The 12,166-nt window shown below is 58.8% G+C and carries 9 protein-coding genes and 1 pseudogene; 5 read left to right on the top strand and 5 right to left on the bottom strand.

Annotated elements, in window-relative coordinates; all coding sequences use genetic code 11:
* The first annotated feature begins 171 nt into the window (after positions 1-171).
* Complete coding sequence (locus tag E3W21_RS27685) at positions 172-711, top strand: hypothetical protein (protein WP_134422754.1); 540 nt, start codon at positions 172-174, stop codon at positions 709-711.
* A gap of 7 nt (positions 712-718) precedes the next feature.
* Here E3W21_RS27685 and E3W21_RS27680 read toward each other — a convergent pair.
* Positions 719-3,939: pseudogene (locus E3W21_RS27680) on the bottom strand (chemotaxis protein CheB).
* Positions 3,940-4,145: 206 nt separating this feature from the next.
* Here E3W21_RS27680 and E3W21_RS27675 point away from each other — a divergent pair.
* The 4 genes from E3W21_RS27675 to E3W21_RS27660 all read left to right on the top strand — a co-directional run bounded on the left by E3W21_RS27675 (position 4,146) and on the right by E3W21_RS27660 (position 9,464).
* Positions 4,146-5,747 carry a tetratricopeptide repeat-containing response regulator gene (locus E3W21_RS27675; protein WP_134422752.1) on the top strand — a complete coding sequence of 534 codons (1,602 nt, stop codon included), beginning with the start codon at positions 4,146-4,148 and terminating at the stop codon, positions 5,745-5,747.
* Positions 5,747-6,439, top strand: coding sequence for a sensor histidine kinase KdpD (locus E3W21_RS27670; protein ID WP_134422750.1), 693 nt, complete (start codon positions 5,747-5,749; stop codon positions 6,437-6,439). Before E3W21_RS27675 ends, E3W21_RS27670 begins: the two co-directional genes overlap by 1 nt.
* A 341-nt stretch (positions 6,440-6,780) precedes the next feature.
* Complete coding sequence (locus tag E3W21_RS27665) at positions 6,781-8,022, top strand: glutamine synthetase family protein (protein ID WP_178082692.1); 1,242 nt, start codon at positions 6,781-6,783, stop codon at positions 8,020-8,022.
* A gap of 71 nt (positions 8,023-8,093) precedes the next feature.
* The gene (locus E3W21_RS27660) at positions 8,094-9,464 is read left to right on the top strand and encodes an MFS transporter (protein WP_129437611.1); all 1,371 of its coding nucleotides are present in this window, start codon (positions 8,094-8,096) and stop codon (positions 9,462-9,464) included.
* A 72-nt stretch (positions 9,465-9,536) separates the two neighbouring features.
* Here E3W21_RS27660 and E3W21_RS27655 read toward each other — a convergent pair whose 3' ends face one another.
* The 4 genes from E3W21_RS27655 to flgA form a co-directional block, all read right to left on the bottom strand.
* Positions 9,537-10,283 (bottom strand): flagellar brake protein, encoded by a 747-nt coding sequence (locus E3W21_RS27655; protein ID WP_129437609.1) that lies wholly within the window; start codon positions 10,281-10,283, stop codon positions 9,537-9,539.
* A 92-nt stretch (positions 10,284-10,375) separates the two neighbouring features.
* Positions 10,376-10,843 (bottom strand): flagella synthesis protein FlgN, encoded by a 468-nt coding sequence (locus E3W21_RS27650; RefSeq protein WP_123368748.1) that lies wholly within the window; start codon positions 10,841-10,843, stop codon positions 10,376-10,378.
* 48 nt (positions 10,844-10,891) lie between these two features.
* Positions 10,892-11,218, bottom strand: a complete 327-nt coding sequence (flgM, locus tag E3W21_RS27645) for a flagellar biosynthesis anti-sigma factor FlgM (RefSeq protein WP_129437605.1) — start codon at positions 11,216-11,218, stop codon at positions 10,892-10,894.
* Between the two features lie 166 nt (positions 11,219-11,384).
* Entirely contained in the window at positions 11,385-12,146 is a 762-nt protein-coding gene (flgA, locus tag E3W21_RS27640) for a flagellar basal body P-ring formation chaperone FlgA (RefSeq protein WP_046046517.1), read from the bottom strand.
* Positions 12,147-12,166: the final 20 nt, after the last annotated feature.

Here is a 12,166-nt window from a genome sequence, read left to right as displayed (position 1 = left end):
CCGCAGGCACAATCGGTTGGGGACTACGAAGCCTTGCTGCCATGGAACTGCTCGCCAGAGATGCCACGGTAAACGACTGCCTCATCTTGAGGTAGGTGTAGTTCGTGGATCGGTTACGAAAGTCCGTCATTGCTGTGCCTTACTCCAGACACAACTCATGGAGCCACGTCGATGCGGCGTAGAGGCACAAAATTCTGGTTGTGGACCAACACGCGGTTACCCCTCCATACGCATGAAGAGGTACTCAGCAATGGCGTGCACATCGAGGTGCAGGCACGGGTCAGTCATGAGGGGGTTACCCAGGTATTTATAGGCGTCTACGACACCGATGGCTGGACGATTTGCGAGGAGTTTCATGACCGCTACGCGGGTGAGCATTACTGTGTGGCGTTGAAGTGGGGGGCGCAGCGGGCGAGGGAAGTTGTGGCGGACACGCAGGAATTCGTCTCGCCGCACCGGGTGCAGCTGACCTTGAGTCCGGTGATCACCGATGAGTCGGTACTGGCGCTGCGGCGGATGGAAATGACCGAGCGCGAGTCGTTGAAGCTCAGGTCTGACGATGCCTGGGTGGAGTACTTGGCTGCCAAGGCAGCCATGCTGGTGCTGATGCGCTCAACCAAAGTCGACCCCAGGGTCTGGGCTGATCACAAGGATCGACTCAGGCAGGCCATCGATCGACGAGCCTGCGTACAACGCGCCTACCTGCGCTGACTCTGTCTCAGGTCTGGGAGCGTCGCAGAGCCTCAATGGTTTCGATCAGCTCATCGTAGGACAGCGGTTTTCCAATGTGCTGGTCAAAGCCCGATTGCTGTGACTTTTGAATGTCGCTGTGGGCGCCATAGCCGGTCAGCGCAATGGCCGGCACATCTTTGACGAGCGGCAACTGACGCAATGCGTTTATCAGCTCGTGGCCGTTCATGACCGGCATGCCCACGTCAGAAATGATCAGGTCGAAACGGGTGCTTTTTGCCGCGTCCAAAGCCGCCACCGGTCGATCGAATGCAATCACTTGCGCGTCTTCCATTTCCAGCAGCATTTTCAAGGTTTCCAGCACATCGGCGGAGTCGTCGACCAGCAGGATCGTCAAACCACTCAGCCTGCCAGAGGATTCTTCGACCTGAGTCGGGGATTGCGGTTCATCTTTGGTGTGGGCCAGGGGCAGGTAAATCGTGAAGGTACAACCTGTTCCCACCCCGGCAGAGTTCACCTCAACCGTTCCCCGTTGGGCCTCGGTCAACTGGCGGACCAGTGACAAGCCGATTCCAAGGCCTTCACGGTTGTGGCTGACGTGCTGCTTTTCAGCCTGGCCGAACAGGTCGAACACGTGATCGAGATTCTCGGGTGCGATGCCTGCACCGTTGTCTTTGACGTCCAGCCGGGCCATGTTTCCAACCTGGCTGGCGATCAATTGCACGTGGCCGTTGGAGGGCGTGAACTTCAGTGCGTTGTTCACCAGGTTCCAGATAATTTGTTCCAGGCGCGTCGGGTCGGCATGGACCATCAAGGCGCCTGAAGGCACGTGCAGTTCGACGATGGCGTCGTGTCGGTCGTTGAGCACGACGGCGTGAATGTCGCGCAACACACCGGCCAGATCCACGGCGATTGGTTTCAGTTTGAGTTTGCCGGTGCGCACCCGGGCAACATCCAGCAGATCATCGATGATCCGTGCCTGGCTGTTGACGGCGTCGCAGATGGTGTTGACGGCCTTGGCGGCCGGCTCCACCGACTTGGTCACCGGCAAGCGACGCAGCAGTTCTGCATTGAGCTGAATCAGGTTCAACGGATGCTTGAGTTCGTGGGACATGACCGCGAAGAATTCGTCCTTGAGGTCATTGGTGTTGCGCGTTTCGGCCAGTTGTTGGCTCTGCTCTTCATGCTGGCGCTTATGGCCGGTCAGGTCCCGGGCAATTTTCACGTAGCCCTGAAGGTTATCGCCGCTGAGCAGGGTCACCTCGCCGCTGCAAAAGAAGCGGCTGCCGTCCTTGCGCAGATGCCAGCGCTCATCTTCGCTGCGGCCATGGGTGCGCACCGCCAGCAGTTCGTTTTCAGGCACGCCGGACGCGCGATCTTCAGCCGAGAAAATGAAGTCGTAATAGGCGCCCTCGGCCTCAGCCTTGCTGTAACCGAAGATCAATTCGGCACCTTTGTTCCACGTGGTGATCAAGCCCTGCTCATCAAGGGTAATGATGGCGTAGTCGCGAGTGCTTTCGGCGACCAGGCGCATGCGTTCTTCGCCCATTCGCATCTCTTCTTCAGCCGCTCGACGTTTGGTGATGTCGATGAACGTCAGCACGGTGCCGTCGATGTGGTCTTCGCTGGAGCGATAGGGCAGCAGGCGGGCGATGTACCAGCGGTTGTCGGTGCTGCTGACTTCGCGTTCGATCATGTTCAGCGATTCGAACACTTGCGACGCGTCTGCGACCAGGTTCTCGTAATGCAGGCGATGGGTAATGTCGAGCAAGGAGCGCCCGGTATCCACCGCCAACATGCTGAAGATGTCAGTGGCGCGCGGGGTGAACCACTTGATGCGCATGCTGCGATCGACAAACACCGTGGCGATGTCGGTGGAGGCGATCAGGTTGGTCAGGTAGTCGTTGATCCTGTCGGTTTCTTCGACCTTGGTTTTCAGCTCGTAGTTGACCGTCAGCAGCTCTTCCTTGCTGGTCTCTAGTTCTTTCGCGCTCAAGGTTGGACAGCACCTGGCTTTCCGTCTGTAGCACGGTGGTGGCCGCTCGTTCGGAAGGGTCGACCTCGACTTCTTCGAAAATCACCAGAACGTATTCGCCGTCCGATTTTTCATCCTTGTAGGGATGCGCGACCAGATCGATCAGGCAACTGCGCTCATCACGCTTGCGCCGTTCCGGAAGAATCAGCGTCAGCAAGTTGCGCGACAATTCCGCCGACATGGCGCAAGAAACGCCCGGGGCGTCGACGATCACGCTCGGTGGTGCGGACTGTTCTGACCAATTGCGGCACGACATCCCGCTCGAGGGCTTCGAAAGCCTCCCTGTCACGGAAGAAGTTGGTCACGCCGATCAACATGTCGCCCAGCAACGCCTTGGTTTCTTCGGGGTTGGCTTGCAGATACTGGTAATAGGCGCTCAGGTCCGGCTGGCGGGTCACCTGCATCCGGCGTTCGATCCGGCGCAACACGGTGGCGCGTTTGTAGTGTTTGAAGTCATGGCCGGTACCGGTGCGCAACTGAATCAGGACGTCGCGCAGCATTTGTTCGGCAAGTGTCGCGTCACGCTCGGACACCGCTGCAATGGTTTGCAGTTCCGGATCGTTGGCGGTGGGCAAACAGATTTCTCTGGAGTTGCGCCAAAGCTCCAGAAGCTTTTACGGCATTTCCACCACGGGCAGCACGAGGTCAACCATGCGGGTTTCGATGGCGGCGCAAGGCATGCCATCGAATTTGGCATCTTCCGGTGCCTGGGCCAGGGTAATGCCACCTTGTTCCTTGATCCGTGACAAGCCAACCGCGCCGTCCGAACCGGTGCCCGACAACACCAGACAGAAGGCGCGCTCGCGGTGCAGATCGGCAAGGTCGCGGAAGAACAGACCGATGGACGCGTGGCGACCTTCGCGCGGATCTGTGGCGCTGACCTCCAGAAAGCCATCGTTCATTGCCAGCCGTTGCGCCGGTGAAATGACGTACACCCGGTTTTTCTCGATGGCCACCGTTTCGGTCACCTGCAGAACCGGCATCTTGGTCGACTCCTGGATGATCTTGTCAGCGATGCTCTGGTAGTCGGGCGACAGATGGAGAATGATCACGAATGCCATGCCATTGTCTTGAGGCAAGTTTTCAAAGAACAGTTTGATCGCTTGCAGCCCGCCCGCCGACACACCGATGCCCACCACCGGAAAATCCAGGGTGCTGGGGCTCAGGGCCTTTCGCTCAGGAGCAGGGGCCGAGTGCTTGGGAGTGGTGGTCATAACGCTTGCCTTTGGCGAGGGGGAAACGCCTCGAACTCAAGTGGGGTGTGGGTGCGCCTTAATAAATCAGGATAATCCCGATTTTCAATAACACCTTCAAATATTAAGCGCGTACTGAGCGGCATGACTTCATTAAGGGAACGCCACTACTGGCCGATAACCCGAACACTCATGGTCTTCTTCTTAAAATTGCCTGGAAATCTTCGATGCTGTCGTATCACCAAAAGCGTTTTTTGATCGTCGATGATTTCTCGGATTTCCGCAGTTCCGTCAGGTCCATGCTGCGCGAACTGGGCGTCAAGGATGTCGACACCGCCGACTCCGGTGAACAGGCGCTGCGTATGTGTTCGCAGAAGGCCTACGATTTCATCCTGCAGGACTTTCACCTGGGCGACGGCAAGAAGAACGGTCAGCAGGTGCTTGAAGACCTGATGATCGAGAAGCTGATCAGCCATGAGGCCGTGTTCGTCATGGTCACCGCCGAGACCAGTCAAGCAATGGTTCTCAGTGCGTTGGAACACGAACCCGATGCGTACCTGACCAAACCGTTCAACCGTTCCGGCCTGGCTCAACGGCTGGAGCGGCTGGAGCAGCGCAAGACCTTGCTCAAGCCGATTCTGCAGGCCCTTGACCGGGGCAAACCGGTTGAAGTGCTCAATGCCTGCATCGCCCTGTGCAAGCAAGACATCCGCTACTCGCCGTTGTGCCTGCGCTACCGCGCCGATGCCTTGCGCGACCTGAATCAGAACGAGGCGCTGGAGCGTCTCTACGACAGCATCATTGCTGATCGACCGTTGCCGTGGGCGTTTGCCGGTCTGGGCAAATTGCTGTTCAAGCGTGGCCAGGTCGCTCAGGCCAAAGGCGTGTATGAAAAAGCCCTGAAAGTGTTCCCGATGATGCCGGCGCTCTACGACGGCATGGCCGATGTGCTGGTCGCCGAAGGCGACACCAAGGCGGCCCAGAGTGTGCTGGAAGAGGCGATCCGTTTGTCGCCGCTGGCGGTGCGCCGGCAAGCGCAGTTGGGCAAGTTGGCGATGGCCAACGAAGATTTCGACACCGCCTCCAAAGCCTATCGCCAGGCCGTGGCGCAGGGCGCGCAGTCACGTTTCAAGGATGCGGAGAGCAACCTTGGCCTGGCCCATGCCTTGATCAGTAAAGGCAGCGAAAAAGGTCTGGATACCCGGACTCGACTGGAAATCAACACGACGCTGAGTGCGGTGGCCAAGGAAAACCCTTCCGACCCGGGTCTGCAGATTCGTGCGCGGTTGATGAAAGCCACCAGCCTGCTGCTCAACGATGCCGAGACCGCCGAGAAGCTCACCGAGCAGGCGATGATGCGCCTCGATGGCATGGAGCAGTTCATGAGCGCCGAAGCGGCGCTGCTGGTGGCCAAGCAACTGCAGATGCTCGGCCAGGCCAGCGCCGGTGCCTCGATGCTGAAAAACTGCGCGGAAATCTACGGCGACGACCCGACGGTGATGAAGGGCATCGCCAAGTTGACCGACGATCCGACCATTCTCAACTCCGGCAACGCCGCTGCCGACCTCAACCGTCAGGGCGTGCGGGTGTACAAGACCGGCAACCTGGTGGAGGCGCGGCAGGTGTTCCGCAAAGCCCTGGCGCTGCAACCCAAGAACATCAGTATCGCGCTGAACATGGCGCAGTCGCTGCTGCATGGCACCGACACCAGTGTCCCCTCGGCGGAGCTGGAGGAATGTCGGACGTGCCTGAAAATGGTCGGCCTGATGCCCGACTCCGATGCGCGTTTTCCCCGTTATCAGAAGTTGCGAAGCAAGGCGTTTGGCTAATGAACGACAGCGAACAGGCACTCGATTTTTCCACGGTGATTGCCTCCACCGTGCACGACATTAAGAACTCTCTGGCAATGCTGATGCAGGCCCACAGCCAATGGTTGGCGCGCTTGCCGGATCCGCAGCAGCACACCCCGGAGCAGGGCGTGATCGAATTCGAGTTCGCGCATCTCAATGGCATGCTGGTGCAGTTGCTGGGGCTGTACAAACTCGGCGTCAACCAGATGCCGTTGCAACCGGCCTACCATGAACTGGATGACTTCATCGAAGCGCAATTGGCCTGCCATCAGGACGTGTTTGCCAGTCGCGGCATCATGGCGACCTATGAAGTGGACCCGTTGAGCCCTTTGGGTTTCTTCGACCGGGAACTGATTGCTTCGGTGCTGGGCAACAGCATCAACAACGCCATTCGTTACGCCCGCCACGCGGTGTTGATTAGCGTCAGCGATGAAGCCGGGCAACTGGTGCTGACCGTCAACGACGATGGCGAGGGTTATCCACCCGAAATGATCGAGCGTCAGGCCGATTACGTGCAGGGCATCAACCACAGCAGCGGAAGCACTGGCCTGGGCCTGTATTTTGCCGGGCGGATTGCCGCACTTCATCAACGCAATGGCGAGGGCGGACGCACCGAAATCAGCAATGGCGGCCCGCTGGGCGGCGGCGTGTTCAGCCTTTACCTCCCCTGACGGGCACATCCCCCCGTAGGAGCTGGCGGAGCCTGCGATCTTTTGACGTTGCTGTCTAAACTAAAGGCAAGATCAAAAGATCGCAGGCTTCGCCAGCTCCTACCGGATTGTGGTGGCCGAAAATCAGAGGTGTTCAGCCAATGATTTTCTTTTTGTGCGGTGCTTGATATTCCGAACAGGTGGAGCCTATTTTGTACGGGTCGCCGTTCGCGGCTTGCACAACAACAAAGGATTGCGTCATGACAACCGATGGCCATAGTTCATTCGCGGAGCGATTGACGGGCATTGATGAGATCGAATGTGTTACGCCGGATTTGAATGGCGTACCCCGCGGCAAGGTAATGACCGCCGAGGGCTTCCTCGAAGGACGACGTTTGCAGATGGCGCGGGGTGTGCTGCTGCAATGCATCATGGGCGGATACCCGCCAGCGCGTTTTTACGGCAGCGATGATGGCGACCTGGCGCTGGTGCCCGACCCGGCACAGATCCATCGCTTGCCGTGGAGCCAGCAGCCGCGCGCCTTGGCCATTTGCGATGCGGATGAGTTGACCGGCGAAAGCTCGTCTCTGTCGACCCGCGGCCAACTCAAAGCCGTGATCGCGCGTTACGCGGCCCTCGGCCTGGCGCCGGTGGTGGCGACCGAGCTGGAGTTTTTTGTCTTCGCACCCAATACCGACCCAACTCAACCGTTCCAGCCGCCGCTGGGCCTGGACGGTCGTCGCGAGGACGGTCATTCGGCGTTCAGTATCAGTTCCAATAATGGTTTGCGGCCGTTCTTCAGTGAAGTCTACGCATGCATGGCGGCCCTGGGCTTGCCGCGCGATACCTTCATGCACGAGATGGGCGTCAGCCAGTTCGAGATCAACCTGCTGCACGGCGATCCGCTGCTGCTGGCTGACCAGACACTCCTGTTCAAACATCTGCTTAAAGAAGTCGCGCTCAAGCATGGCCTGACCGTGGTTTGCATGGCCAAGCCGCTGGCGCACACGCCGGGCAGTTCGATGCATATTCACCAGAGCATCATCGAGATCGGCAGCGGGCGTAACGTGTTCAGCGACAAGGCTGGTGAGCCGACCGCGACCTTCCGTCATTTCATCGCGGGTCAGCAGGCCGGCATGGCGGATTTCACCGCGTTGTTCGCACCGAACGTGAACTCGTATCAGCGCTTGTGCCATCCGTATGCGTCGCCGAATAATGCCTGCTGGTCCCACGACAACCGTGCGGCCGGATTGCGTATTCCGGCCAGTTCGCCCGCCGCTCGTCGGGTCGAGAACCGCTTGCCGGGGGCTGATGCAAATCCTTACCTGGCGATCGCCGCCAGTCTTGCCGCAGGGTTGTATGGCATTGAACACAAACTGGAGCCGAGCGAGCCTATTCAGGGTGAATTCGAAGTGCCGGACAATCTTTCGTTGCCGTGTACCTTGCATGCGGCTCTTGAGCGTCTGAAACGTAGCCAATTGGCGAAGGAACTGTTTGGCAAGGAGTTCATCGAAGGCTACATCGCCTCGAAGACCATGGAGTTGACCAGCTTCTTTGATGAAATTACTCCCTGGGAGCGGCGTGTTTTAGCGGCCCAGGCCTGACGATCCGTCGACATCAGGCTATCGTTTGTCGGTAGCCTGAAACTCACTGCAAGGAGCCGCTCGGAACGCCGATGCGCCAAATCTGGAAACCCTTTCGAGCGCTTTATTTTGCCTCGCTGATGATGTTGATCGGCTCTGGCCTGTTGAGTACTTACCTGGCCTTGCGCCTGGCCGCCGATCACGTCGACAGCCTGTGGGTCGGTGCGTTGATGGCGGCCAACTATTGCGGCCTGGTGCTGGGTGGCAAGATCGGCCACCGGCTGATTGCCCGGGTCGGGCATATTCGCGCCTATTCGGCCTGCGCCGGGATTGTCGGCGCGGCGGTGCTGGGCCATGGCCTGGTGGACTGGTTGCCTGCCTGGATATTCCTGCGGGTCATCGTCGGCCTCGGCATGATGTGCCAGTACATGGTCATCGAAAGCTGGCTCAATGAGCAGGCCGAAGCCTCGCAGCGCGGAACGGTGTTCAGCGGCTACATGATTGCCTCGTACCTGGGGCTGGTGCTGGGTCAGTTGATTCTGGTCATGCACCCGGGCCTGGGTCTTGAGCTGCTGATGCTGGTCGCCTTGTGCTTCGCGCTGTGTCTGGTGCCGGTGGCCCTGACCCGGCGGATTCACCCGGCACCGTTGCACCCGGCACCGATGGAGCCGCGGTTCTTCATCAAGCGCGTGCCGCAGTCGTTGAGCACGGTGCTGGGGGCGGGACTGATCATTGGTTCGTTCTACGGTCTGGCACCGCTGTATGCCTCACAGCAAGGGTTGTCCACGGAGCAGGTCGGTCTGTTCATGGGTAGCTGCATTTTTGCGGGCTTGCTGGTGCAATGGCCGTTGGGCTGGCTGTCCGATCGTTATGACCGGGCGCTGTTGATCCGTTGTTTTGCGCTGGTCCTGGCGCTTACCGCATTGCCGCTGGCAATCATGCAACAGGTACCGCTGGAGATTTTGTTTATCACCGGGTTCTGCTGTTCGCTGGTGATGTTCTGCCTGTATCCGCTGGCGGTGGCGTTCTCCAACGACCACGTCGAGGGTGATCGTCGGGTGTCCCTGACAGCGATGCTGTTGGTGACCTACGGTGTCGGCGCCAGTATCGGGCCGCTGGTGGCGGGGGTGCTGATGAAACTGTTCGGTAGCCACATGCTCTATGCCTTCTTCAGTTTCTTCGCGTTGGTGCTGGTGTGGCGGATTCGCCCGAAAGCGGTGACCAACCTGCATCAGGTCGACGATGCACCGCTGCATCACGTCGCCATGCCGGACAGTATGTCGAGTTCGCCGTTGGTGGCTTGCCTTGATCCGCGTGTCGATGAGCAGGTGGTGCAAGACCAGATGCAGAGCCCGATCCACCCTGAGCCGGACCCGGAACCCGAATCAGACCCCGAAACCGATCCGCCGCCCGAAGACCCTGATGCAGCTCGCGAGCAAAGTTTTACCGAGGCCAGACCTTAATGCATAAAAACAACGCATAAAAAAACGGGCAGTCACCGCAAGGGACTGCCCGTTTTCTATTGAAGCGTCGTATTACATGTCGTCTTTGTCGAAGCGTCGCGCTTCACGCTGAAGCTGATAGACGAACCGCTCGACCTGCCGCTGTACCAGCCCGCTCATGTTGTGAAAGCGTACGCCGGCGAAGGTGATGGAGATCCTTTCTTCGAAGTGCAGGTAACGCAGCTCGACGGGTGCCGTCATGTTGCCAAAGGGCAGGGCGGCGATGAAGCGGTCATAGACCTGGCCCAGTTGCAGGCTGTCCGTGATGTCGCCTTCGAAGCGCAACTTGCAGCCGGTGGCTGAGATGTCCAATAGCTTGCCGCTGATCGGCGACTTGAGCTTTTCACCGCCCAGATCGACGTTGACCAGTTGTGCCAGCTTCAATGCTGCGCGGAATGCATTGCGACGCTGGTGGTAAACCACTTCGGCGGGCAGGGCGCCACGGTAGCAGCGACCGCCACCAGATTCGTCGATGGTCAACGGGCCGTTGCTTTCCCAGGCAATACGCACGCCGTCGTGAAAGCCTTCGACCTTGAACGGTTCGCCGGCGAGCAGGAAGCGTTCACCATCGCGGGGAATCATTTCGTCCAGGGCAATCATGTTGCTGTCACGGTCAATGTCCACCAGATAACTCTGGAAGCGCTGGCTGCGCTCATGGAACGTGATGATCAGCGGATCATGGCTGTCTTGCAGCTGGCGCAGGTTGCCGGAGATCTCCAACGGCGTGGTGAGCACCTTGGGTGGCTGCGGAGCATCTTCCGCGCTTAAGGCATTGAACACGGTTCATCAATCTCCAGACAAAATATGACTACGGCTGGCCAGCATATTGCCAGCATGTTGCGCGTCTTGATAGTGCGCGCTTTTCAGCAAGCTCAAGCCTGACTGAGCGGGCGTGGCTTCGCAAGCATGGAGGTTGATCCGCGCGCATCGTAGAGCGCTGGCGGCTCGCCGCCGTTGAGGATTTTCAGCTGATTGGCCGTCGCGGCCTGTTGCACCAGGATCGACTGGCCATTCTTGACGTTGGCCGCCTGGCACTGAGCCAGAAGATCGGTCAATACATCGCTTTGTTCCAACAGCTGATCGCCAATACTCGAATGGCTGGCAAGTTGCTCCAGGCCGTTGCGGTTGGTCGGCAGGTTGAGGCTGGCGAGGATTTCACTGCGCTTGCGGCCATGCTGATCGAGCAAAATGATCAATGCCTGTTTCTGCGCCAGAATCTCTTCGAGCAGTGGCATGTCGCGACCATGCAAGGCGAGGGACTCGGTTTGCAGTAACTCCAGCAAGTGCTGTGCTGGAGCGAAATCGTCGGTGATCAGTTGCAGTAAATTAGTGTCGTGCATGGCTGGCCTTGGGTTTTAAGCGTCCAAAAGCCTGGCGCAGGCCTTGGCCTAGCGCTGGGCTTCGAAGTTGAGCAGTTTGCTGGCTACACGGTTGCTGTCGACTTTGTAGCTGCCATCGGCAATCGCTGCTTTCAACTCGGCCACGCGGGCGTTGTCGACGGCAGGCTGATCGCGCAGCTTGTCAGTGACCTTCTGCAACTGTTGAGCCTCATTGCTGAGATGTACCGATTCCCCGCTTTTGACGGTACTGGCCTGTTCGGCCGGGGTATTCAGCGGCGCGGATTTGCCGGCTTCGGCGGTTTCCTTCGCTGCGCTGGTACGTGTACTACCGGTAAGTGACGAGGAACTGTTTAAACGGCTGAAATCGATGACCATGACAAAAAACCTCTGGGTATTTGGACGCTTGCCATGTTTTCGGCCATACCCGGAAAAACTTTAGGCCCAATTATCAATGAGCTTGCGCGCGTCAGCGCTTGCCCTGCATAGGGCACAGTCTAGGGAACAGTCGAGTGGCGCGCCACATCTTCACAAGCAGAGAGTTCTACATGGCCACTTCCACCTGGCCGGGCGCGGTGACTTGCGCCTTGATGACCCGCTGGGAGTTGAGGTTTTTCACCCGAATCTGTTCGCGCAAGCCGCCGTTGGACAGCGCTTCACCCGGCATGCGCACGCTGAGCGTTCCACTGCGGGCGGTAATCACCACCTGGTCGCCCTTGCTGATGACTTCTGCCTGTTCCATGTGCACCAGGGTCATGACCTGGTCGGCGACCATTGGTCGGGTAAGTTTCTGCCCTATCGCCTGGTCGACGGAGGTCAGGTAACCCTGATTGATCAGGCTGATGTCGCGCTCGCGCAGGGTCACATCCTGAGGCTCGACGATGCCGGCGCGCCGCAGCGCACGGGTGGTGGTCACAATGTCGCGAAACAGGCGCACTTGAGCGGGTACGAACACGGTCCAGGGGGACGTGCCTTCGCAAGCAACCTTGACGGTAACCCGCCCCAGCGGCCTTGCCGGACTCTCAAGCGTGGCTGTCAATTCCTTGTCACACATGGGCATGCGCAGCCGTGGATCGAGCTGCTTGACCTCGATCTCGTAGCGGCCTTCCGTTTGACTGGTTGCCAAATAGTCTTCTACGGTGAATTCAAGAAAGCCCTGAGTGACGCCGATAAGCATGTCAGGCAAGGTAACCGCGTCAGCAAGGGCAGGGCAGCCAGCGTTGAACAGGCAGACGGCCGACACCGCGCAAAGCAATTTGCGGGCGTTTGATGTCAGGCGTCGGAAAAATGTCGGTTCTGTGTTCATAAGAGTTAAAAAGCAAGCGC

It is taken from the genome of Pseudomonas sp. F01002 (assembly GCF_004402115.1).
In the GTDB taxonomy this organism is placed as follows: Bacteria; Pseudomonadota; Gammaproteobacteria; order Pseudomonadales; family Pseudomonadaceae; genus Aquipseudomonas; species Aquipseudomonas frigoris.
The sequence above is the reverse complement of the archived record's forward strand: the minus strand, read 5'-3'. Positions and strand labels throughout refer to the sequence as shown.